Origin of the sequence: Paludibacterium yongneupense DSM 18731 (genome assembly GCF_000422925.1) — a bacterium.
Taxonomy (GTDB): domain Bacteria; phylum Pseudomonadota; class Gammaproteobacteria; order Burkholderiales; family Chromobacteriaceae; genus Paludibacterium; species Paludibacterium yongneupense.
This window is the reverse complement of the sequence record NZ_KE383957.1, coordinates 189,359-212,289: the sequence shown is the minus strand read 5'-3', so window position 1 is coordinate 212,289 and position 22,931 is coordinate 189,359. Positions and strand designations below refer to the sequence as shown.

Here is a 22,931-nt window from a genome sequence, read left to right as displayed (position 1 = left end):
TCAGTCTCCGGTATTGTTCTCCCGCGCCCAGACCAGCGCGAGCCGGGTCGGTAGCGCGGAGAGGATTTCCAGTGCGACCAGCGCGGCGGCCAACGCGGCGACCTGCGCTCCCAGACCCGCGCCGGGCACCGTCACCTGCTCCAGCGCCAGAAAGGCGAAGGCCGACAGCGGGGCCTGCGCGAGGCCGGTCAGCACCCCCTTGCGCCGGGACAGGCCGGCGCGGCGGGCAAACAGCGTCGCACATGCGATTTTGACCGCATAGCGGGTACCGAACAAAACGCCCCCGACGGCGAGGCCGGCCCGCATCTGGTGCCAATCCAGCGTCGACGCAGCGAAAACGAAGAAAAACAGGGTCAGCAGCTCGCCGAGCGGTCCGAAACCGCGTTGCGCCGGGTTCAGCACGATGCGACGATGGCGGGCGGTGAGCCCGAAGCACAGGGCGGCCAGCGCCGGAGACATTCCCCAGGCATGGGCCTGCGCCACCAGGCACAGCGTCGCGAGCGAGAACGCCAGCGTGCCGTCGGTCGTCACGCGGCGCAGAGCCCGCATCAGCACCGGCATCAGTACGCCGGCGACCCCACCCATCGCCGCCGAGCCGAGCAAGATGCCGGGACCGACATAGAGCGCGAGATCGATACGGCCGGAGTCGCGCCACACGATCGCGCCGCTGGCCAGTTTGTACACGACGATGGCGATCAGGCCATTGAGCGCGGCGAGGTGCAGGACACGCTCGCTGACCTGGCCCGAGCTTTTCTGCTCGTCGATGACGCGCAGAATCACGGCGGGCGAGGTGGAGATCGCGATGGCGGCCAGCAGCACCGCGGTAGCGCCGGACAGGCCGCAGGCGCGCATGGCGATGCAGACCGCACCAAAGGTGACGAACGACTCGGCGACGCCGCTCGCGCCCAGCCAGCGGTTGCTCCACAGCCAGCGCAAGTGGACGCGGTAGCCGAACTCGAACACGATCAGTCCGAAAGCCATATTGGCGAGCCAGTACAGCACGGTATTGCCGGGCCAGGGCAATACGCCCAACTGGGCCCCGCCAAGGGCGAAGCCGGCCGTCGCATAAGCCGCGAGGCGCGGCAGGTGCAATACGCGCTGCGCCACTTCCCCGGCCAGCCAGGCGAACAGGAGGACATAAGGCCAGGTCAGGCCGGGTGGAAAAAGCGAGGCATCCATGGCAGACAGTCTCCGCGTTGTGGGACGCTCACGGCGTCGACCCTTGCCGACGTCAGGAGACATCACGAACGGACAAGCGAATCGCTTCGACGGCACCCGCGACGAAAAGTTGCACGGTTGTACGATGCGGCCGGGCCGGCACCCGTCGCTCCGCCCGTCGCGGCAAATGGCCGGGCAGGCCGGCAATCCCTCCCGAAACGCCCCGCCGACGGCGCCGCCCCCCCAACAGCGGCAGGGGTCGCGTGACCGCAAATCGCCTCTCCGGCCTGGCCGTCAGTTAGACGACCGGTCTAATTGAGACTATCATCGCGAAGCCGCCTCCGGAGCGGCCACCACCACAGAAAGGGATAGTTCATGTCAGATTCCAGTCAGGACCCGATCCGCGAGCTCTGGAACACGCGCTACCGCGACGCCTGCCCGGACGCGCAGCTGGCCGGCAACGAAACCGTGCTCAGCCTGCTCGCCCACCGCTCGATCCGCTCCTATCTCGCAGAGGAGGTTCCCGAGAACGTTCTTGCCGCGGCACTCGCCGCCGCACAGTCGGCGTCGACGTCGTCCAATCTGCAGATGTGGAGCGTGATCGCGATCGCGGATCCGGCGCGCAAGGCGCGTCTTGCCGCCCTGTCCGGCGGGCAGAAGCATATCGAACAGGCGCCCTTGTTTCTCGCCTGGGTGCTCGACCAGTCGCGCCTGCGCCGCCTGGGCGAGGCTCAGGGCAAGCCCACGGAGGGTCTGGACTATCTGGAAACCTTCGTCGTCGGCGCCGTCGACACCACGCTGGCCGCACAGAACGCGGCCGTCGCCTTCGAATCCTTCGGGCTCGGCATTGTCTACATCGGCGGCATGCGCAACCACCCGGAACAGGTTGCAGCGGAACTCGCGCTCCCTCCCGGCAGCATGGTCTTGTTCGGCATGTGCGTCGGCTACCCCGATCAGGCGCACTTGACCGGAATCAAGCCACGCCTGCCGCTGGCCGCGGTATTGCATCGCGAACGCTACGACAGCGGCAAAGAAGCCGGTCTGATTGCGGATTACGACAGGCGCGTGGCAGACTATCTGCGCGAACGCGGCGCGAATGGAGACCACTGGAGCGCCACCGTTGTCGACCGAGTCGGCGGCCCGCAGTCACTCGGCGGCCGCGACCGTCTGCGCGAAGCGCTGGCCGAACGGGCGTTCAAGCTGCGCTGATCCTCACCATTTCAAGGATGCGACATGACGATTTCCGTATTTGCCAGCCTAGTACCGAAACCCGAGCATGTGGCCGACGTCGAAGCCGAGCTGAAGCGCATGGTCGCCGCAACGCGCGCCGAGGTCGGCAATCGCCGCTACGACCTGTTCCGCCAGGCCGATGGCGAAGCGGGCTTTCATCTGTTCGAAGCCTATGCCGACCAGGCCGCCATCGATGCACACCGCACCAGCGCCCATTTTCTCGCTTACCGCGCCAAAATGGCCGACTGGCTGAGCGAGCCGCCGGCTGTCAAGGTCTTGCTCGCCATCGACGCGCAGCAGGAGTAACGCTGCCCGCGGCGCTCAGTCCGGGCGCGCGCAGGGCGGCACGCCGATGGCGGCCAGCAACTCGTCGAGTTCCAGCGCATGGGTCCGGTCGTGGTCGAGCATCTCGCCGACCAGCTCGGCCAAGGTCTGGCGCCTGACCCCGTCGCGCAGACCGCAGCGCGACAACTGCTCCGGCGCCAGCGCGGCGAGGTCTGCGCACAAGGCCTCGCGGCCGCACCGGAATGCCGCCAAGGCTGCCTCCATGTCCTGATGCGGGTAGTCGCGCGCCACCGCCAGCGCGGAACCGTCGACCGAAGCCAGCAAAGGCAGCGGCAAGGTCGCCACGGCACGGACCCTCTCCCGATAGACCTCGTCCAGATCGCGCAAGTGGCAGGCATGCTCGAGCAGCGAAAACCCGGTCCCCTCCTCCCGCCGCCCCCACAAGGCGGCTGGCGTGCGCGCGACGATGCCGGCGAGTCGCCCGGGCATCGCAGCGAGCTCGAGCAGCATGTGTTCGAAGCTGAGAATTTTCGGCGCAGGGCTGAAGACGGCCCCATAGCTGAACAAGGGTCCCGCGACCCGCCCGCGAGCCTGCACCAGTTCGTGCCCGTGGCGGCGCATGATCTCGGCCGACATGGCGCCGCAGAACTGGCGGGCGGTGGCATCGTTCGCGATCTCGGGGAATTTGCTCCCGATCTCGTCCTGCACCGCCGCGATGGCCGCGACGCCGACCCGCGACAAGGCGGCAAACTCGATATAGCGTTCAGGGCTGTCGATCAGCGCTTCGAGCTGCCGCCCCAGCGGGGTCGAGCGGAAACGGTCGAATCGGGAATGCATGCCGGCCTCCTCATAACGTATCAAAATGATACGTTACAAAAAGAGACCCTATATGTCAACCCCGCCCTCAGCGAGAGAATTCGAGCAGGCCCGCCGAATTCAGCACCGCGACTTCGCGCCCATCCACGCGGATCAAGCCGGCCGCGCTCAGCCGCTGCAGCACGCGCGAAAAGGTCTCCGGCGTCAGATTCAGGCGCGAGGCAATCAGGCTCTTGCTCAATGGCAGCGTCAGCGCCGCTGCGTCGCCATCCTGCCCGGCCTGCGCCTGCAACAGGTATCCGCACACCCTCTGCATCGAACTCTCGATGGAGTAGCGCTCGACATCGCGCACCAGGCCGTGCAGGCGCAGCGACATGCCGGCCAGCAGGCGGCGGGCGAATCCTGGCTCCTCGTCCAGCGCCCGGAAAATAGCCTCCGCCCCGACCTGTAGCAAGAGGCCGTCTTCCAGAAACTGTGCCGTCAACGGATAGGGGTAGCCAAGAAACATCACCGCTTCGGCAAAACTCTGCCCGGGCTCGATGACCTCCACCACTTTTTCCGTTCCCTGGGCGGAAAACAACGACAGCTTGACCCGGCCATATACCACGAGAAACATCCCGGCGCAGGGGTCGCCTTTCTGGAAGACGATCTGCCCTTTCTCGCCGCGCACTTCACGCGTATGCGGCGCCAGCGCTTCGATCTGCGGCGGCGCCAGTTCCTGAAACATCGGCTGGTGACGCAGAAAAGCCGGAATATCGACCTTGGACATCGCCTGTTCCCTCATGCCCGGACATCAGCGCCGCCCACGGCGGCGCGTCCCGGATTTCTTGATTCAAATCATTCAAACCGCCTGGCGCGCGCCGCCATACTGCTCCCTGACAGCGGGCCCTCGCCCCTTACGGACACTCACACGCGAAAGCAAGCCATGAATGCCATCGAACAACTGACACGTCAACACCGCCACTGCGACACGAGCTTGGTGCAAGCCGAACGCGCGGTGCGCCAAGGCGACTGGCTGGCGGCCAATCAGGCCTTTCAGCGCTTCGAACACGATATGCTCGCCCATTTCGCACTGGAAGAGGAACAGCTCTTCCCCGCCTTTGAAACGGCGACCGGAATGAGCATGGGCCCGACCGTCGTGATGCGCAACGAGCACGCCGAAATGCGGGAAACCTTTCTTGACCTGCGCGATGCCCTGCAAGCCGAGTCTGGCGCCGACTACCTCGGCCACAGCGAAACGCTGCTGATCCTGATGCAACAGCACAATATGAAAGAAGAAAACATTCTGTATCCGATGTGTGCGCAACATGTCGCCGATGTCGATGCACTGGTCTCGCGGGCGAGCGCGGCATGAGCGCGATCGATCTGCGCCATCTGCCGCCGCCGCAGCCGATGGAAGTGATTCTGGATGCTGCCGAATCGCTCCCCCGCGGGCAAAGCCTTGCCTATGTGCTGCCCCACCATCCGGCGCCGCTGTTCCCCATGCTGAGCGCGCAGCAGCTTGAATACCGCTGCGAACTGTCGGGCGATGGCGGGGTCATTGTCCATATCACCCGGCCATGAGCCCAAGCTGGTTGTCATATGAGCATGCGCCGCCGATCTGGCTGCCCTGCGGCTTCTTTCTGGCGGCGATGCTGTGGCTGGCCGCGCTGGCCGGATTGCTGGCCGCCGGCGACATGAACGTGGCCGCGCGTTTCCATCCGCAAGCCCTGGCGGCAACGCACCTGCTGGCTCTGGGCGTGCTCGGCAACATCATGCTGGGCGCCCTGCTGCAATTGCTGGCGGTGCTGGCCGGCGTTCCCATCGCAAGGCCGCGCGCGCTGATGCTGGGTATCTTTGTTCCGTGGCAGATCGGGGCCGGCGCCCTGGTCGGCGGCTTTTTCCATGGCATGGACGCGGTGGCCTTGCAGACGGGGGCCGGCCTGCTGACGCTGGCAGCGATCGTACTGCTCGCTCACGGTCTGAACGGGCTATGGCGCAGTCCGGCTCGCGACGCCAGCAGCCGCGGCATGGCGCGCGCGCTCGCAGGGCTGGGCGTGGCGGTCGGTCTGGGGCTGTGCATGGTCGCGACTCTGGCCGGACATGTCGCCCTGCCCTTCACCCCCCTCCTTTCTGCCCATGTGATCTGGGCCGGCATCGGCTGGCTGCTGCTATTGCTGATAGCCATCAGTCAGACCGTGGTGCCGATGTTCCTGATCACACCGTCCTATCCACGGCCGATCGCCTGGATTGCCGGCGCCTTGCTTCCGCTGTTATGGCTCGACAGCCTGCAGGATGGGCTGCCGCCCTTCGTCGGCGCGGCCCTGGACGGGGCGCTGTGGCTGGCGGCGAGCGGCTATGCCGGCCTCACCCTGCACCTGCTCGGGCAGAGCCGCCGTGCCGATGATCCGGCGCGACGGCAATGGGGACTGGCCATGCTCTATCTGATCGTCGCCGCCCTGTGTGCGATGGCGAGCCGCTACGCCCCCGAACGGCAGAGCCTGCCGTTGCTTGCCGGCCTATTGTGGCTGGGCGGACTGGGACTCGGCGTCATGCTGGCGATGCTGGGCAAGATCGTGCCGTTTCTGGCCTGGTTGCACCTGAAAGCGCGTAAACCGCCGCGCGGGATGTTGCCGTCGACCCACGGTTTCCTGCCCGAAAACGCGCAAGCGCGCCTGGGGCTGACGCACGCAATCTGGCTGGCGTGCGGTGCGGCATGGTGCCTGTCCCCGGAGAGCCTGCGGCTGCCGTTTGCCGCTGCCAGCGCGGCGCTGGGCGCGCACTGCCTGTGGCTGGGAGGCAAAATCGCGCATCGGTATGCACAGATCGGAAGACAGATGGACGAACACGCAGCTGGCCCGCGCCAAGCGCTTAATGCACGCCGGAGACGATGAGAATCAAGACAAAGACAGAGAACGCCAGCGCCGCATGGCGCCACTCGTTTTTATCCAGGACTTTTACCGCATATTCCTGTTCCCAGATAGCATTCTGGACCCGGTATTTCCCGGCAACCGGATCGCTTGGGCGATTGTCGGCCCCGGAGCGACCGAATCGGGCTGAAGTCGTATTCGACACAAGCAGATATCCTTCCCGTGCGAGCCGCGCGGGCACGAAAGACTCCTGAAGACAGGGAGTCGGTTTTCGGGCCGGCGCCGCATGGCGTGATCATGGTCGGGAAACGCGCGGAGGCACGCCCCCAAAGCCGCCGCGAGTCGGACTGCTCACCCGGCGATTTCGCGAAATACTATCACAGATCGTTTCGTTTCCGCGTTCGCCCCACCCCCGGCAGAGAGGCATGTTCATCGCCCCCCCCTGCCGGAATCGGGACGCGGGCGGCGACGCCCTTTCCCCCGACCGATCGCACATGACGCGCGGCAGCCTCGAAGCGGCCGGATTCGGCTCGTCTCGTTATTCGAATTTCTGCTATTTGAATAATTTTATCTTACTTGCAGTAATAAAGAGGCCGCCACTAGACTCGGAGACCATCATCCCGGGCCGACTCGTCCCGCCGCAGGTCGGACCCGGCTCCAAACGAAAGGCATCTCATGAGCATACGAACACGCCCGCTGGCAGTTCTTCTGCTGGCGTCATCATTGATGCTGACCCCGAGCGCGTACGCCGCGACACAAACTCCGGTTCGGGTCAGTTCCAAAATCGATACCGAAGGCGCGCTGCTCGGCAACATCATTCAGCAAGTTTTGGAGAGCAAAGGCATCAAAACCAGCAGCAAGGTGCAATTGGGCACGACCAAGGTCGTGCGCAGCGCCATCGCCGCCGGCGAAATCGACATCTATCCCGAGTACACCGGCAACGGGGCTTTCTTCTTCTCCGAAGAATCGAACCCGGTCTGGAAAAGCGCCAAAGCCGGCTATGCCCGGGTCAAAGCGCTGGATTTCGCAAAAAACAGGATAGTCTGGCTCGACCCCGCCCCTGCCAACAACACCTGGTCGATAGCCGTCCGCAAGGATGTGGCAAACGCCCACCATCTCAAATCGCTGGCCGACCTCGCCAAATGGGTCAGCGCGGGCGGCGAATTCAAGCTGGCGGCCTCGGCCGAATTCGTCGAACGTCCGGATGCCCTGCCGGCCTTCGAAACGGCCTACGGGTTCTCTCTCAAGCAGGACCAGTTGCTGACGCTGGCCGGCGGCGACACCACCGTCACCATCAAGGCTGCAGCCGAACGCACGTCGGGTGTCAACGCCGCCATGGCCTACGGCACCGACGGCCCGGTGGCCGCCCTGGGGCTGGTCACCCTGAGCGATCCCAAAGGGGTGCAGCCCATCTATGCGCCGACCCCCATCATCCGCGCCGACACACTGGCCCGCCACCCCGCAATCCAGGCCGCGCTGAGACCTGTATTCGCCTCGCTGGACGGCCCGACCCTGCAAACCCTGAACGCGAAGATCGCGATCGAGGGGCAGGATGCAAAAACGGTGGCGCACGACTATCTGAAGAGCAAAGGCTTTATCCGGTGAGCATCGCTTCCGCCACGATCGCCCAAGGACTCGGTCACCCGCAGCGGGTGCCCGCGTTTCTTGTCGCAGCCCTGTCACTGTCACTGGCCGGTCTGCCCCTGCTTTCGCATGCCCCTAACCGCCTGCTGACGGGACATGGCATCAGCCTGATTTCCTTGCTGCACGGACAACGGGCAGCGCTGGCCCTGCCGCTGCTTGTTCTGCCGCTCCTTCCCTGGCTGCGCCCGGGCCGGCGCGGAGCCGGACTGACATTACTGGCTGTCGCGCTCGCACTGTTCTCGCTCCTGGCGCTCGCAGGTAGCGAAGCCGCACACCGCGTCGGCCCCGACACCCCATTCGGGCGCACCTCGTTCGGTGGCGGGTTCTGGCTGGCCATCCTCCTGCTCGGTCTGCTCGGCGCCGAAGCCGCGGCCCGCTACGCCGCCACCACCCCGCGGCGGACACTGCTGCTCTCGCTGCTATCGCTCCCCGCGGCCTGGCTGGTGTGGAGCGGGCAACTGGATCAGACATCGATCCTGCGTGAATACGCCAACCGCAAAGAAGCGTTCGATGACGCACTGCTCCAGCATCTGCAGATCGTCGTCCTGACGGTCGTTCCCGCCCTGCTGCTAGGCGTGCCGCTCGGGCTCGCCGCCTTTCGCCGCGCCTCGTTGCGACGCGCGATCTTCTCCGTGCTCAACCTGATCCAGACGGTTCCATCCATCGCCCTGTTCGGCTTGCTGATCGCTCCGCTGGCCGCACTGGCCGCGCGGCTGCCGGCACTCGGCATCGCCGGTGTCGGCATGACCCCGGCGGTCATCGCTCTGACGCTGTATGCCTTGCTGCCGATCGCGCGCAGCACCTGCGCCGGCATGCAGTTGGTTCCGGCGACGGCAAAAGAAGCGGCCGCCGGCATGGGCATGACGGCGCGCCAGATCTTCTGGCGTATCGAACTTCCCCTCTGCCTGCCGTCAATGCTGTCCGGTGCGCGCGTCACCGCCGTACAGGCCATCGGTCTGGCTTCGGTCGCCGCGCTGATTGGCGCCGGCGGTTTTGGCGCACTGATGTTCCAGGGACTGCTCAGCAGTGCGCTGGATCTGGTGCTGCTCGGCGTGATTCCCGTCGTCGCCCTGGCCATCGTGGCCGATGCCTTGTTCAAAGTCGGCATCGCTTTTCTGGAGACATCGCACGCATGATTCGATTCGAAGCGGTCAGCAAATCGTTTGCCGGCGACGCCGCCGTCGACCGACTCGACCTCACCATTGAAGCCGGCGAATTCACCGTGCTGATAGGGCGGTCCGGATCGGGCAAGACCACCACGCTGAAGATGATCAACCGCCTGATCGAGCACGATGGCGGTCGCATTCTGTTCGGCGGCAAGAACATCCGCGAATTCCGGCCGGAAGCGCTGCGCCGGCGCATGGGCTATGCGATCCAGTCGCATGGGCTGTTTCCGCACTGGACGGTGGAACAGAACATCGGCACGGTCCCCAGCCTGCTCGGCTGGACAAAAGCACGCATCCGCGAACGCACGCACGAGTTGCTGGAACTCTTGCACCTGCCGGCGGACGCCTTTGCCGCGCGCTACCCGCACCAGCTGTCCGGCGGGCAGCAACAACGCGTCGGCGTAGCGCGGGCGCTGGCTGCCGACCCGGACGTACTGCTGATGGACGAACCGTTCGGCGCACTCGACCCGGTCACCCGTCTCGCGCTGCAAGCCGAACTGACGCGCATCCACCGCCTGTCCGGCAAGACCATCGTTATGGTCACGCACGATATCGACGAAGCCTTGCGTCTGGGCTCGCGCATCGTTCTGCTCGACCGCGGCCACCTGGTGCAGCAGGGCAGTCCGGCCAGCCTGCTTGCCGCTCCCGCCAACGACTTCGTACGCGATTTCATCGGGCGCAGCGATATCGGCATCAGATTGCTCGGACTCGGTGTGGTGCGCGACCGTGCGCGTCCTGGCGAAACGACGGGCGGCGACCCCTTGCCCGCGAGTGCCACCTTGCGCGAAGCCTTGTCGGCCTTCGTCACCCGTCAGGTTCGGACACTGCCGGTCGTGGACGCAAAGGGTGAGCCGGCAGGCGTACTGCACTTTGCCGATCTACTGGGGACGACAGGATGATGAAATCGCGTGAACGCACCGCCCTCCCCGGCGGTCCGGCACTGCCGATATGGGCGCTGCTGCTCGGGCTGGCCGCCGGCATGCCGGCACTCGAACCGCTGTTTGCCCGGGTCTTTCCCGAATTGCAAAGCCCGCTCTACCCGCTCGACAGCTTCCTGACTCTGCTGGCTGCGCATATCGAACTGGTGGCCTTGTCCAGTTCGCTTGCGTTGCTGCTCGGCGTCGCCGCCGGCATCGCGGCCACGCGGCGCGGCGGCAGCGAGTTCCGCCCTTTGCTCGAAAGGGTGGTGGCCATCGGCCAGACCATCCCGCCGGTTGCGGTGCTGGCGATCGTCGTGCCGCTGCTGGGCTTCGGCATGCCGGCCGCCGTGCTCGCCCTGGCGCTATACGGGCTCCTGCCAATAGTGCAGGGCACGCTGGCCGGGCTCGACGCGGTACCCGATGACATCCGCCAGGCTGCAGACGGGCTGGGCATGAGCGCCGCCCAGAGCCTATGGCGAATCGAGCTGCCGCTCGCCCTGCCGGCCATGCTGGGGGGAATCCGGACATCGATCATCATCAATATCGGCACCGCCGCTGTCGCCTCCGCCGCCGGCGCCAAGACACTGGGTTCGCCCATCATCGTCGGCCTCAATGGGTTCAACACCGCCTATATCGTACAAGGTGCATCACTGGTCGGTCTGCTCGCCATCGCGGTAGACAGCGGTTTCGAATACCTCGAATGCACACTGACCGGCTGGCGTCATGAGGGGAGCGCACCCGCGGTGGGGGCGCACGATGAGCTCGCGCAGACGCTGCCATGAGCCGCCACGCCACCCGAACCCTCGCGGCGATATGCGGAGTCTGCCCGGCCGACTGCGGCGTCGACATTCAACTCGACAACGGCAAAATCGCCCGCTTGTCGCCGCGCAAGGACCATCCCAAGGGCATTTGCTGCCCGCGCGGTTCACGCGCGGCGGAGATCGTCTACTCTCCCGACCGCGTGCTCTATCCGATGAAGCGCATCGGCGCGAGAGGCGCCGGCCGCTTCGAGCGCATCGGGTGGGACGAGGCGCTCGATCTGCTCGCGCAAGGCTTGCGCGACATTGCCTCCGCGCACGGTCCCGAGGCGGTCTGCATGTACACAGGGCGCGGCACATTCGAACAGTCCCTATGCGACCTGCTGACTCCGGCGGGCGTGCACCTGTCATCGGCCTGGAGCCTGCTATTCCCGTTCGGGTCGCCCAACACCACCGGCGTCGGGGCGATCTGCTATGTCGCCCATGGCATGATCGCACCCGTTTCCACTTATGGCGTTTACGCCGCCGACACCTTTGCCGATATCGAACAGGCAGACCTGGTCGTGATCTGGGGCGCCAATCCGAGCACGGACTCGCCCTCCTCGAATGTGGCCCGCATCAAGGCGGCGCGGCAGCGGGGTGCCGAGATCGTGGCGATAGACCACCGCCGCATCGACATCGTCAAGGCGACCGCTGGCCGCTGGCTCGGCATCCGGCCGGGAACGGACGGGGCACTGGCACTGGGCATGATCCGGGTGGTGATCGAAGAAGAACGCTACGACCATGACTTCGTCGCCGGCTGGACGCTCGGTTTCGACGCCCTGCGCACCTATGTACAGCCATTCACGCCGCAGCGGGTTGAGGCGATCACGGGCGTCTCCGCCGACGAAGTCGTGCGCACCGCGCGTGCCATCGCCGGCGCGCGCGGTGCGGCTCTGGTCAGTTATACCGGACTGGAATACACCAATAGCGGCACGCAGAATATCCGCGCGATACTGACGCTGTGGGCGATCACAGGCAATCTCGACGTCCCCGGCGGCAATGTCGTCAGGATGCCCAGCACCGTTGCCATCAATCGTTCCACGCGGCTGGAAGCGCCAACCGGCGTCGACCCCATAGGCAAAAGCCGGTATCCGCTCTATCACCATTTCCGCAAGGAAGCGCATGCGATGGAACTGCCGCGCGCCATTCTGCACGGCGACCCCTACCCGGTCAGGGGCATGCTGATTACCGGCTCATCCATCATCACTTCTTACCCGAATCCGGAACAATGGCGCCGCAGCTTCGCCGCTCTGGACTTTCTGGCGGTCATCGATCGCTTCCGCACCGCCGACTCTCAGTATGCGGACCTGATTCTGCCCTCGACCACCCTGTTCGAGAACGAGTCCTACTCACTCTACCCCGACTCGCTGCACTGGCGCGCCCGCGTGATCGAACCGCAGGGCGAGGCGCGCTCCGACTGGGATATCGCCCGCGCCATCGCTGAACGGCTCGGCTACGGCGCGCTGTTGCCGGCCAATAGCGATGAAATGCTCGAACGCGCACTGGCGGGCAGTGGCGTCACCACCGCCGACCTGCGTGGGGCAGGCAGCGGCATACATCGCCCGGCGCCGCCGCTGCGCTATCGAAAATGGGAGTCGGGTCTGCTGCGTCCCGATGGCCAAGCGGGCTTCGACACGCCCTCCGGCAAGTTCGAAATCGCCTCCAGCCTGCTGGTGCAGCACGGCTATCCGGCGCTGCCGGAGTACGTCGAACCGGCCGAAAGCCCGATTTCCACCCCGGAACTGGCCCGCATCTACCCGCTTGTCTTCAACTCGGGCGCACGCATCCATTCCGATTTCCGTTCGCAACACCATAACATCGGCTCCCTGCTCAAGCTGCAGCCCCACCCGCTGGTCAGCCTGCACCCCGAGGACGCCGCCGCTCGCGGCATCGCCAACGGCGACGTCGTGGAAATCGTTTCGCCTCGCGGCAAAGTCCGCTACGTGGCCACGATCACCCCCGACATCGTCCGGGGCGTGATTGAAGCCAATGCAGGAGGCGGCAGCCCCGACGCGGTTCCGGCGTGGCAGCAAAATATCAACGAACTGACGGATGCCGACAACCGCGATCCGATCTCGGGCTTTCCTGTGTACAAGGCGCTGCTGTGCGACGTGGTCAAGGCCAACCGGGCGACAGCGGACCCTCCGCTCGCATGACTATGGATAGATTCCTTTCTTCGTTGTCTGCGACGAAGAATGTCGGCATCTTGATCTGACCCCTATTCAACGAGGCTTTTAACCCATGGCGAAAATTGAAAACCTGTCTTGCTCCGAATGCGGGCAGCTGCACTGCGGCCGGCGCGACAAAAAGTTCCCGGACCATTGCCTGACCGAAACCACCAGCGAGCAACAAATCGCGGACAGCACGGCTCATTACCGCGGCGACTCGGTCGACGCGCGCGCATCGCGCGCGGCAGCCGAAGTCGAGGGGCTGTATTACTGCAAAATATCGAGAGTGGAAGAAATCGTCGCCTTCGCCAAGCGGATCGATGCCACACGCATCGGCATAGCCTCTTGCCTGGGGCTGATCGAGGAGACCAAGATTTTTGTCAAAGTCCTGCGCGCCGCCGGTTTCGAACCCTACACCGTATTATGCAAAGTCGGATCGGTCGACAAAACCGAGGTCGGCATTCCCGACTCGCTCAAAATCCGTTGCGGCAGTTTCGAGGCCTGCTGCAATCCGGTCTTGCAAGCACAGCTGCTGAATGAGGAGAAAACCCACCTCAACGTGATAATGGGCTTGTGCGTCGGGCATGACTCGCTGTTCACCAAATATTCGGAGGCTCTGGTCACCAAGGACAGAGTCAACGGTCATAACCCGGTCGCCGCCTTGTATACCGCCAAGAGCTATAGCCGCCGCATTCTCGACCCCGAGCATCTGAAGGCCCTCTGACAACGCAGGGCCTTGCATCGCGCTTCGCGCCGACCCGGCAAGCGGCTCAACGCGCGGTCAGGGAAGCCAGTGCCTGCTCCAGATCCCCGATGAGAGAATCGACGGCTTCGAGGCCGATATGCAAGCGGATGACTGCAGAACGACCGCTCCAGTCGGTCACGCTCCGGGCGTGCCGCATATCGGCCAGCGTGACCAGACTCTCGAAACCTCCCCACGATGCGCCGATGCCAAACAAGCGCAAGGCGTCGATCACGGCAATGGCGCTGGCCTCGCGCTGATCGCGCAAGGCAAACGACAACAAGCCGTTGCTCCCGTAAAAATCACGCTGCCACAGAGCATGACCGGGATCGTCAGGCAAGGCGGGGTGATAGACGCGGCCGACGGCAGGGTGCGACGCGAGCCAGCCGGCAACGGCGATGGCGCCCGCCGCATGCACAGGCAGGCGCGCCGCCAGCGTGCGGGCACCGCGCAGAACCAGCCAGGCGTCGTCCGGGCTGACCGTCATTCCGTGTGCGTCGCCGGAAGCATTGAGTCGTGGCCAAACCGCTTCGCTCGTGGTGACCGCCCCCATCACGACATCAGAATGCCCGCACAAATATTTGGTCGGAGCCGAGACGACGATATCCGCCCCCAGCTCCAGCGGCCGGTACAGCACGCCAGCCCCCCATGTATTGTCTACCGCCAGCAAAGCGCCGTGGGCATGGGCAAGCCGGGCCAGCGCCGGCAGGTCGAGCACTTCGTACACGAGAGAGCCAGGCGATTCGGCATAGACCAGACGAGTGTTCGGACGCAGGCCGTCCGGCATTCCCTCGCCGTCGGCGGCAAAGAAGCTGTAATCGATACGATAACGATCAAAAAACTCACGCGCAAAGTGACGGACGGGCTCGTATACCGAATCCGCGATCAACACATGATCGCCGGGCTGGAGAAAGGCAATCAGAGTCTGAGCGATAGCCGCCAGGCCGGTCGGAAACAGGCGCGTGCGATAGCCGCCCTCCAGATCGGTGATCATATCCTCCAGCGCAAACGCATTAGGGTTACCGCGTGCACCATAGGTCAGAATGCGCTCGTTGCCGCGGCGCGCACGCGCGTCGCGCAATGCAGCGACGCTGTCGAACAGGATGGTGCTCGCGCGGACCAAAGGTGGATTAACCGGCCGGCCGGGGCCAATGGCCATATCGCGACCATTCAGGATCAAGCGGGTGGCAAGGTGAGGCGCTTCGGACATGAAGTTGGATTCCAGAGTAAAAGTTCTTGATTCAGGCGAGATCGCCAGGACGAAACACCGCGCGGTCCCGCTCGTCGAGCTGGGCGAGCAGCCCGACCTCCCAGTCCAGATACTGGCGCGCAGCCTGCTTGTTGCCATCGTGTCTGTCGTGGGTAAAGAACAGGAAATCGATACGCTCGCTATCGGGCGGGACCTGCGGGCTGGACTCCAGCGGCAGCCCGGACTCAAGCCATGCCGCGAAGCCCCCATCGAGCCGGTAAACCTGGCGTCCGGCCAGCTCGCCTGCCGCCAGGCAGGCCTGCTGAGCGGAGTCGGCGACCAGAACCACTGCCCCGCCGATGGAGGATAGTTCGGCCAGACGAGGACGAATCGACCATACGGCCCCCGGAATATGCGAACGCCGGTAGGCTGCGCTGCTGCGGATATCAACCACGTCCAGCGTCCCCTGCTCCCGGCCCTGGCGCAACGCGGCAACCGTCAGCGAGGGAACGGCCGGCAACGCGACTTGCGCAGTCGGCGGTGCGGACACGTCCGACGCCACTCCATCGACCAGCACATGAGCCTCGTAGCCGAGCTGGCGCAGCCAGCTCGCTGCCACCACGGCGCGTACATCGCCATTATCGAACAGCAACAAGCGCGCACCGCGCACGCCGACGAACTGATCGGTGGCCTGGATCAACTGCCCGCCCGGCGCATGCTGCGCGCCGGACAGTGTCGAAGCCGCAAATTCCTCAGGCGTGCGCACATCGAGCAAATATGTCGTTCTTACGGTCTCGTTCAGCCAGAGGCGGGCCGTTTTCGCGTCGATCCGGGAAACAGAAAAGCGGTGCGCAACCCGGTCGGCCGCCTCGATCGCCCAGTCGCGGGCCGCTTGCGACAGCACCTCCGGATAGCGCGCATCCGCACCGTGGTCGAGGTCGAAATCGGCCAGCATCCAACCCTGCGTCCCGTTCTCCAGCGCATACACGGGGTTCTTCAATCCCAGGTTGATCAAGGTCTGCGCACCGATGATGCTGCGTGTCCGTCCCGCGCAATTGATGACAACCGGAGTCATGTCATCCGTCACCAGGTCGCGGATCCGATAGGCGAGTTCGCCGTTCGGGCAGCAGCGCGCGCCGGGGATGCTCATTCTGGCGAATTCGTCGAGCGGGCGCCCATCGAGCAGCAGCGGGGGTCTGCTGCCTGCCAGCCATCCGGCCAGGGTGGCGGCGTCCACGCTCGGCGTTTCGCAGGCATGTTCGGCCAGCTCGCCGAACGCTTTGGATGGCACATTGACACCGGCAAACAAGGGATGGCCGGCAGCGCTCCAGGCAGCCACTCCCCCATCGAGCACGCTGACGCGTTCGTAGCCGAGTTGCTCCAGCCGGCGCGCCGCCCGCAAGGCCAGCTCGCCTTCCCGGCCATACAGCACCACCCGCACATCCCGTCGCGGTGCCAGCCGCGTCACGTCGAGCTCCATCCGGCTGTACGGCAGCGCGACGGCAAAAAACAGATGCGACTCGCCGAATTCCCCCTGCTCCCGAATATCGAACAGGGCAATCTCCTTGCCGTCATGCAAGGCCGTCTGCAAATCGGCAGGCGTGATCAGTCCGGGCATGATTCCCTCCCCTCAGCGGCGCGTAGCCACGCCGATGGCCATCGGCGCGCAACGCCCATGTTCCAGATCGAATGCCAGGCGCCCGGTCAGGGTTTCCAGCGAGCGTCCGTAGAGGTGCAAATGCCGGATAGGCGTCTCGCCCCGGATTTCAACCGCGTGAATATCGTCCGGCAGCAGCGCCACGCCCTGACCGGGCCCCACTTCCAGTGTCCGGGCATGCTCGAGGACCGCCACCCCCGACTGGCTGCCATCGTCGATGCGGCGATAGAGATGATTGAACTCGACCCCCTCGACCGCCGCGATGGCAGCCCAGGTGGTGTGATTGTGTGGCGTAATCGTCTTGCCCGGCAGCATCACATTCAAGTACAGGGCAAAACTCTGATCCGGCTGCTCGCTGATCAGATAGCGCGCCTGCCTTTCCTCCGCAAGCGGTGCGGGGAATTCACGGTCTGCCCACCACGCTTCTGTGCGTGCCAGTTCAAGCAGTCGAGTGAGAATATGTTCGACGCGTTCGCGCGTCGGTGACGCCGCCCCTGCAATCTCGCGGATATCGGCCAAAGCCGCTGTCACCGCTTGCTGACGCTCGCTGGCATAGCTCATGGGTTCTCCTGTCGGTTTTTATAATGAATGAAAGCCACCACCGCTTCACAGCCAGTCGGCCAGGGATTTTTCTTCCGGCCCGAGGCGACGGCCGTAGGCATAGGCACGCTCGACTGCCGGACGCGAACGAATTCGCCGCAGCCAATCGTCAAGATGCGGATACTCGCCCACGATCTGTCCCTGCCGGCGCGGCTGAATCCACGGAAAGATGGCGATATCGGCAATCGAATAGTCGTCGGCCAGGTAATCCCGGCCCGCGAGCCGGGTATCCAGCAGCCGGTACAGACGGCTGACATCGATGCCGGCCTGCCGCGCCGGTTCTGTCGGCACCGCGCCGGAGCCCTGCTCATGCAGGCGCTGGTACTGGCCTAGAACCGGAACCAGATGCGCCGCGTGCCAGAACAGCCACTCCAGCGCCGCGTAGCGCCCTGCCACAGGCTGCGGCAAGAATGCCCGCTGCTTCTCGGCCAGATAGAGCAGGATGGCCGACGATTCGAACACTGGAAGAGGGCCTCCTCCCCCTGAGGGCTCATGATCAACCAGCAACGGGATTTTCTGGTGCGCATTGAGCTGACGAAATGCCTCGGTCTTATGCTCGTTCAAGCGGATATTGAGTGGAAATGGCCGATATGGCAGGGCCAATTCTTCCAGCAGGATGGGGATCTTGATACCGTTGGCGGTTGGCCAGAAATAGAGATCGATCATGAACAGATTTGCCCGCGCCATGCCACCGTTTTCAGTGGCTCACTGCATTGATGAAAGCATGCGTTCTCGCATTCCGCGGGGCATGGAAAAGAGCCGCAGGCGCACCGTGTTCCACGATTTCGCCGCCTTCGGTAAAGACGACCTCATGGCTCACCTCTTCGGCAAAACGCATCTCATGCGTAACCAGAATGCACGTCAGACCGTCGTGCACCAGGTCGCGGATCACCGCCAGAACTTCGCCGACGGTCTCGGGATCGAGTGCGGAAGTCACCTCGTCGAACAGCACCAGCTCCGGATGCATCGCCAGAGCGCGGGCGATCGCCACCCTCTGCTGCTGCCCGCCCGACAACTCGCCGGGATAGGCCCCGGCCTTGTCGGCAAGCCGCACGCGCGCCAGAAGCTCGCCCGCCTCGCGTTCTGCAGTAGCCCGATCAACGCCCAGGATGCGCACAGGGGCGATCACGATGTTTTCCAGCACGCTGAGGTGGGGAAACAGGTTGTACTGCTGAAATACAAAACCGATGCGCTTGCGCAAGGCAATGCGAGCGCTTTCGCTGCGCAAGGCATGCACGGCCGTATCGCCGACCAGGATCTGGCCACGATCGGGGGCCAGAAGCCCGTTGATGCAACGCAGGATCGTCGATTTTCCCGAGCCCGAAGGGCCGATGATGGACACCGCTTCGCCACGCTTCACCGTCAGGTCGACACCTTTGAGAACGTTGTTGCGACCAAACGAAAGATGGACATCCTTGAGCCGGACCAGCGGCTCTGGCGATGATGGTGAAAGTGGCATGAAATCTCCCGTCCGAACCGAGGTCAGTGAATGGCGAATTTATGTTCCAGCCGTCGCGTAAGCAAAGCGATCGGATAGCAGTAAAAGAAAAACAACGTCAAGACCGCCAGGTAAACCAGAATCGTAAAATCGGTCCGGTTAACCGTGTTGCTAGCGTTTTTGGCCGACTCGAGCAGATCGGTGACGCCGACCAGAGACGCCAGCGTTGTACTCATGGTGATCATGGCGTACAGATTCATCCACGGCGGCAGCACGCGTCTGAAGCATTGCGGCAAGATGATCCAGCGCAGGGTCTGCGCACGGCTGAATGCCAGCGAAGCCGACGCTTCCCACTGCGCCGACGGGATGGAACCGATGGCGCCGCGGACAATCTCGGCCACTTGCGCCGCCGCAGGCAGAGCCAGCCCGACAGTCGCCTTGATCCAGTCGGGAAACGGCAGATAAACCGAGCCGATGTGGATCTCGAAAGGAAACACATAGGTGGTGAAGAAAATCAGAACCAGCAAAGGTGCATTGCGAAACAGCGCCACAAAGGCGCGCGCGGGCGCCGCGACCCAGACAGACCCGGATAGCTCCAGCGCTCCGATCAGCACGCCAAGCACGGTCCCGCCCCCGATAGCCAGCAGGCTGATCAGTATGTTCATTTTGAGTCCCTGCGCCAGCAAGGGGGTCCACTGCCACAGAACGCTCAGCGTGTCGCCGAGGCAGGTCCCCGCCAGCCCCCACAGCAACAACAGACCGGCCAATAGCAATGCGTTCGGGGCAAAAGCCACAGCGACGGGCTGTGCTTGCGTTTCCGGCTGCGGCTTCGCCGCCAGCGTCTGTTCAATGGCCATAGCCCGGCATCCTCAAACGATGTTCCAGTCGACGTCCCAGGCGGGCGACCAGCAGGGTAAGCAGGCCGTACACCAGGAATATAAACAGCATCAGCTCCAGCACATTATCGTGCTGGGTCCAGATCATCAGCGAGGTATAGGTCACCTCGCCGACCGCGATGGCCGACCCCAGCGCCGTTGTTTTCACGAGATTGATCAGGTTATTGATCAGCGAAGGCAAGGCAAAGCGGATTGCCAGCGGCAACTCGACATGCCATAGCAGTTGACGGCGGCTGAAACCCAGGGACGCTGCCGATTCGCGCATGCCTGCCGGCACCGATTCGATGCCGGCACGCAGGGCCTCCGCATGGAACGCCCCGTAGTGAATGGAGAGCACGATGATCACCCATGCAAACGCGGTCAACGGATTATGCTGCGCTCCATCCAGCACGCGGTTGAGCAGCATGTTCACCACAAAGAAAGCGCAGTACAGCTGCACCAATACCGGGGTATTGCGGGTCAGTTCGATCAGTACCCGCACCGGATGCTGCAGCCAGGGCCGGTTTGACGTCAGCAGGACGGCCATCCCCACCCCGGCAAGCAGGCTTGCGGCGAGTGCCAGCGCCACCAGTTCAAGCGTCACGCCAATGCCAGACAGCCAGGCCGTGCGCTCGAAGGGATTGAGAACAAAGCCATAGTTCAGACCGAGGTGTTTCGCCCCGGACACCAGCGACGGCAGCCAATCAGTCATGCCGGCCTCCTTGTGCACGCAGTGCGGCGACGGCCGCCGCGATCCGCGATGGCGCCTGTGCGACGGCGGCCGTCTCCACCGCGATCGACAGCCGGAAATGCCCGGGGGCACCGAAGGCACTGCCGGGAACGGCCGCGACCCCGACCCGGGTGAGCAAATAGTCGACAAAGTCGCTGTCGGTGGCGATCACCGTGCCGTCGTCGGCAATGGCCCCCAGCCAGTGACGGCACGAAGCGAAAACGAACAGACCGCCATCGGGCGCCTGCAGATGAATCCCGTCGATGGCGGACAAACCCGCCACCAGGATGTCGCGACGCTCGCGATAGATGGCGGCGCGTTCGGCCACCAGCGACTGGTCGCCGTTCAGCGCTGCCAGCGCCGCCGCCTGCCCGATCGACGACGCCCCCGATGTTGTCTGCGACTGGATCACCCCCATGGCCCGGATCAACGGCAGCGGACCCGCGCCAAAGCCAATGCGCCAACCGGTCATGGCATAGGTCTTGGATACCGCATTGACCACCAGAACGCGATCGGCAAGATCGGGAGCCAGAGTCAGAAAATGCGGAGCCGGCTCGACGAACCGGATATGCTCGTAAACCTCGTCCAGCAGCAATAACAGGTGTGGATGGCGCCGCAGCACTCCGGCCAGCATCAGCAAGTCCTCTTGCCGGTAGTCGGCGCCGCTTGGATTGGACGGCGTATTGATCACCAGCCAGCGGGCATGCTCGCCGATCGCAGCCTCGAGCGCCTCGCGGCCCAAGCGGAATCCGTCCTCGGCGCGGGTGGGAACAATAACCGCCCGGCCACCGTTAAGACGCACCATCTCGGGAAATGAAGGGTAGTAGGGAGACGGTACAATGACTTCGCTATCGCCTTCCAGCGTGGCGGCGAACGCGTTGTTGATGACCTGTTTGGCTCCATTGGCGACCGCGATCCGTTCGGGGGGCACGCTGAAGCCGTTCTCGCGTTCGAACTTGGCGCTGATCGCCGCCCGCAGTTGCGCCGTCCCAAGTGCGGGGGTATAGCGTGTCTCCCCGCGCGCCATGGCCGCCGCCGCGGCAGCTTTGACGGCGGCGGGAGTTTCGAAGTCGGGCTCGCCTATCGTCAGATCGAGAATATCGGCACCTGCGCCTTTCAGCGCCTTTGCGCGTTGGCTGGCGGCGGCATTGGGAGACAACTCGGATTGCAGTACACGCTGCGACAGATAAAATGCAGTCATGAGTTCACCTCGAAATCCAGGAGCGGCTGCAAAGGCCTCCTTTCGGTGCCCGTGGCCAGGACTTTGCCGGGATTGAGTAAATTCAGCGGGTCGAGCGCGGCCTTGATCCTTTGCATCAACTGCAGCTCGAGACAAGTCTTGTAGTACGGCAGCACATCGCGCTTGACCTGGCCTATCCCGTGTTCGGCACTGATCGAGCCGTCATGCGACTGCACGCAGTCGTAAACCACGCGGTGTATGCCCTCTTCTTGCGCCAGAAACCCGGCATGACCGCATCCTGCCGGCGCAGACACGTTGTAGTGTAAATTACCGTCGCCGAGGTGGCCAAAGGCTATCACGCGCACACCAGGATAATGGCGCTCCAGGGCACTGGCGCAATCCGCGACAAAAGGGGCGAGACGAGAGATAGGCAAAGAAATGTCATGCTTGATGTTGCGTCCCTCCCGCGCCTGAGCCTCGCTGATGCCGTGCTCACGCAACTGCCACATGGCCAGCCGCTGCGACTCGTTCTGCGCGATCAGGGCATCGACGAGCCGCCCCTGCTCCAGTGCAAGTCCAAGCACCTGCTCGAAACGTTCTCCGCCGCCGCCCTCGCCGCCCTCTGATAATTCGAGCAAGGCATACCAGGCGTCGTCTTCGACGTGAGGCAGAAAAGGCGGGCGCAGCCCGGCATCGGCGGCAACAAGCTGCAACGCACGGCCTGACATGACTTCGAAAGCGGTCAAGGCCGCCCCCCAGCCTTGCCGGGCGACGGAGAGGAAGGCCACGGCCTGTTCCAGATCGACAAACGTGAGCAAACCGGTGTGGTAGCCCACAGGCAGGGGGTAGAGCTTCAGGGTAGCGGCGGTGATGATGCCCAGCGTTCCCTCGCTGCCGATATACAAATCACGCAGATCGTAGCCGGTGTTGTCCTTGCGCAAACCGCGCAGGCCATGCCAGATGTCGCCTTCCGCCGTCACCACTTCCAGCCCCAGCGTCAGATCGCGCGTATTACCATAGCGCAGCACCTGGGTTCCACCCGCATTGGTACCGAGGTTTCCGCCAAGTGTGCAGCTTCCCTCCGCGCCAAGGCTGAGCGGAAACAGTCTCCCGCAAGCGCGCGCCGCATCCTGAACCTGCTGCAACACGCAGCCTGCCTCGACGGTAATGGTATCGTTATCGGTATCGACATTCCTGACCGCGTTCAAGCGCCCCAGTTGCAGCACGATGGCACGACCACTGTCATCGGGCGTTGCCGCCCCCATCAAGCCGGTGTTTCCCCCTTGAACGACGATGGGTGTGCGTGTCTTCACACACTCGCGCACCACTGCCGCCACTTCGGCGACAGAGCCGGGAGTGACGAGTGCCAGCGCCCGTCCCCGGTATACGCCTCTGATATCGCCAAGGGCGGCATGCCCGTCTATCCCGGTCGCAACATGATTGTTGCCGACTATCGCCCGCAGAGCCCCGATCAAGGCCATTCG

24 protein-coding genes are annotated in these 22,931 nt (G+C 64.3%); 11 read left to right on the top strand and 13 right to left on the bottom strand.

Going from position 1 to position 22,931, the window contains the following annotated elements:
• A complete protein-coding gene (locus tag G520_RS0115450; RefSeq protein WP_028536436.1) occupies nucleotides 1–1,179 on the bottom strand; it encodes a cation:proton antiporter in 1,179 nt (392 codons plus the stop codon).
• A gap of 354 nt (nucleotides 1,180–1,533) precedes the next feature.
• Between G520_RS0115450 and G520_RS0115445 the strand changes: the two genes are divergently transcribed.
• Together G520_RS0115445 and G520_RS0115440 are read left to right on the top strand one after the other, a co-directional pair.
• Nucleotides 1,534–2,367: an NADPH-dependent oxidoreductase gene (locus tag G520_RS0115445; RefSeq protein WP_028536435.1), complete on the top strand. Its 834-nt coding sequence runs from the start codon at nucleotides 1,534–1,536 to the stop codon at nucleotides 2,365–2,367.
• Between the two features lie 24 nt (nucleotides 2,368–2,391).
• Nucleotides 2,392–2,694 (top strand): putative quinol monooxygenase, encoded by a 303-nt coding sequence (locus tag G520_RS0115440; protein ID WP_028536434.1) that lies wholly within the window; start codon nucleotides 2,392–2,394, stop codon nucleotides 2,692–2,694.
• 15 nt (nucleotides 2,695–2,709) lie between these two features.
• Here the strand turns inward: G520_RS0115440 and G520_RS0115435 are convergent, their stop codons facing one another.
• Nucleotides 2,710–3,510, bottom strand: coding sequence for a DinB family protein (locus tag G520_RS0115435; protein WP_028536433.1), 801 nt, complete (start codon nucleotides 3,508–3,510; stop codon nucleotides 2,710–2,712).
• Nucleotides 3,511–3,577: 67 nt separating this feature from the next.
• Nucleotides 3,578–4,258 (bottom strand): Crp/Fnr family transcriptional regulator, encoded by a 681-nt coding sequence (locus G520_RS0115430; protein ID WP_028536432.1) that lies wholly within the window; start codon nucleotides 4,256–4,258, stop codon nucleotides 3,578–3,580.
• Between the two features lie 156 nt (nucleotides 4,259–4,414).
• Between G520_RS0115430 and G520_RS0115425 the strand changes: the two genes are divergently transcribed.
• Genes G520_RS0115425 through G520_RS0115415 form a run of 3 tightly spaced genes read left to right on the top strand, consistent with a single transcriptional unit; the run spans nucleotide 4,415 to nucleotide 6,362 of the window.
• The gene (locus tag G520_RS0115425) at nucleotides 4,415–4,843 is read left to right on the top strand and encodes a hemerythrin domain-containing protein (RefSeq protein WP_028536431.1); all 429 of its coding nucleotides are present in this window, start codon (nucleotides 4,415–4,417) and stop codon (nucleotides 4,841–4,843) included.
• Entirely contained in the window at nucleotides 4,840–5,052 is a 213-nt protein-coding gene (locus G520_RS0115420; protein WP_028536430.1) for a DUF2249 domain-containing protein, read from the top strand. Before G520_RS0115425 ends, G520_RS0115420 begins: the two co-directional genes overlap by 4 nt.
• Nucleotides 5,049–6,362, top strand: a complete 1,314-nt coding sequence (locus tag G520_RS0115415; RefSeq protein WP_156876983.1) for a hypothetical protein — start codon at nucleotides 5,049–5,051, stop codon at nucleotides 6,360–6,362. The genes G520_RS0115420 and G520_RS0115415 overlap by 4 nt, the downstream gene beginning before the upstream one ends.
• Here G520_RS0115415 and G520_RS25075 read toward each other — a convergent pair.
• Complete coding sequence (locus tag G520_RS25075) at nucleotides 6,340–6,543, bottom strand: hypothetical protein (RefSeq protein ID WP_169449853.1); 204 nt, start codon at nucleotides 6,541–6,543, stop codon at nucleotides 6,340–6,342. The two genes, G520_RS0115415 and G520_RS25075, sit on opposite strands and share 23 nt — an antisense overlap.
• A 470-nt stretch (nucleotides 6,544–7,013) precedes the next feature.
• Here G520_RS25075 and osmF point away from each other — a divergent pair, with 470 nt between their 5' ends.
• The 6 genes from osmF (at nucleotide 7,014) to G520_RS0115380 (ending at nucleotide 13,760) form a co-directional block, all read left to right on the top strand.
• Entirely contained in the window at nucleotides 7,014–7,943 is a 930-nt protein-coding gene (gene osmF / locus G520_RS0115405; protein WP_028536427.1) for a glycine betaine ABC transporter substrate-binding protein OsmF, read from the top strand.
• On the top strand, nucleotides 7,940–9,118 hold the full coding sequence (locus tag G520_RS0115400) for an ABC transporter permease (protein ID WP_246542759.1): 1,179 nt from the start codon (nucleotides 7,940–7,942) through the stop codon (nucleotides 9,116–9,118). The genes osmF and G520_RS0115400 overlap by 4 nt, the downstream gene beginning before the upstream one ends.
• The gene (locus G520_RS0115395; protein ID WP_028536425.1) at nucleotides 9,115–10,047 is read left to right on the top strand and encodes an ABC transporter ATP-binding protein; all 933 of its coding nucleotides are present in this window, start codon (nucleotides 9,115–9,117) and stop codon (nucleotides 10,045–10,047) included. The genes G520_RS0115400 and G520_RS0115395 overlap by 4 nt, the downstream gene beginning before the upstream one ends.
• Entirely contained in the window at nucleotides 10,044–10,850 is an 807-nt protein-coding gene (locus tag G520_RS23080; RefSeq protein WP_211222848.1) for an ABC transporter permease, read from the top strand. Before G520_RS0115395 ends, G520_RS23080 begins: the two co-directional genes overlap by 4 nt.
• On the top strand, nucleotides 10,847–13,024 hold the full coding sequence (locus tag G520_RS23075) for a molybdopterin-containing oxidoreductase family protein (RefSeq protein ID WP_036666389.1): 2,178 nt from the start codon (nucleotides 10,847–10,849) through the stop codon (nucleotides 13,022–13,024). Before G520_RS23080 ends, G520_RS23075 begins: the two co-directional genes overlap by 4 nt.
• 85 nt (nucleotides 13,025–13,109) lie before the next feature.
• A complete protein-coding gene (locus tag G520_RS0115380; protein WP_028536424.1) occupies nucleotides 13,110–13,760 on the top strand; it encodes a DUF1847 domain-containing protein in 651 nt (216 codons plus the stop codon).
• A gap of 46 nt (nucleotides 13,761–13,806) precedes the next feature.
• On the opposite strand, the gene metC is transcribed toward G520_RS0115380, so the two are convergent.
• The 9 genes from metC to G520_RS23070 are packed head-to-tail and all read right to left on the bottom strand — an operon-like array spanning nucleotide 13,807 to nucleotide 22,928.
• Complete coding sequence (gene metC / locus G520_RS0115375) at nucleotides 13,807–14,988, bottom strand: cystathionine beta-lyase (RefSeq protein ID WP_028536423.1); 1,182 nt, start codon at nucleotides 14,986–14,988, stop codon at nucleotides 13,807–13,809.
• A 31-nt stretch (nucleotides 14,989–15,019) separates the two neighbouring features.
• Nucleotides 15,020–16,585 carry a rhodanese-like domain-containing protein gene (locus tag G520_RS0115370; protein WP_028536422.1) on the bottom strand — a complete coding sequence of 522 codons (1,566 nt, stop codon included), beginning with the start codon at nucleotides 16,583–16,585 and terminating at the stop codon, nucleotides 15,020–15,022.
• 12 nt (nucleotides 16,586–16,597) lie between these two features.
• The gene (locus G520_RS0115365; RefSeq protein ID WP_028536421.1) at nucleotides 16,598–17,185 is read right to left on the bottom strand and encodes a cysteine dioxygenase family protein; all 588 of its coding nucleotides are present in this window, start codon (nucleotides 17,183–17,185) and stop codon (nucleotides 16,598–16,600) included.
• 45 nt (nucleotides 17,186–17,230) lie between these two features.
• Nucleotides 17,231–17,911, bottom strand: a complete 681-nt coding sequence (locus G520_RS0115360; protein ID WP_211222847.1) for a glutathione S-transferase family protein — start codon at nucleotides 17,909–17,911, stop codon at nucleotides 17,231–17,233.
• A gap of 10 nt (nucleotides 17,912–17,921) precedes the next feature.
• Complete coding sequence (locus G520_RS0115355) at nucleotides 17,922–18,683, bottom strand: amino acid ABC transporter ATP-binding protein (protein ID WP_028536419.1); 762 nt, start codon at nucleotides 18,681–18,683, stop codon at nucleotides 17,922–17,924.
• 23 nt (nucleotides 18,684–18,706) lie between these two features.
• A complete protein-coding gene (locus G520_RS0115350) occupies nucleotides 18,707–19,519 on the bottom strand; it encodes an amino acid ABC transporter permease (RefSeq protein WP_028536418.1) in 813 nt (270 codons plus the stop codon).
• The gene (locus tag G520_RS0115345; RefSeq protein WP_028536417.1) at nucleotides 19,509–20,249 is read right to left on the bottom strand and encodes an amino acid ABC transporter permease; all 741 of its coding nucleotides are present in this window, start codon (nucleotides 20,247–20,249) and stop codon (nucleotides 19,509–19,511) included. Before G520_RS0115345 ends, G520_RS0115350 begins: the two co-directional genes overlap by 11 nt.
• Nucleotides 20,242–21,468 (bottom strand): aminotransferase class I/II-fold pyridoxal phosphate-dependent enzyme, encoded by a 1,227-nt coding sequence (locus G520_RS0115340; protein WP_028536416.1) that lies wholly within the window; start codon nucleotides 21,466–21,468, stop codon nucleotides 20,242–20,244. Before G520_RS0115340 ends, G520_RS0115345 begins: the two co-directional genes overlap by 8 nt.
• Entirely contained in the window at nucleotides 21,465–22,928 is a 1,464-nt protein-coding gene (locus G520_RS23070; protein WP_156876981.1) for an FAD-binding oxidoreductase, read from the bottom strand. Before G520_RS23070 ends, G520_RS0115340 begins: the two co-directional genes overlap by 4 nt.
• Nucleotides 22,929–22,931 lie beyond the last annotated feature (3 nt).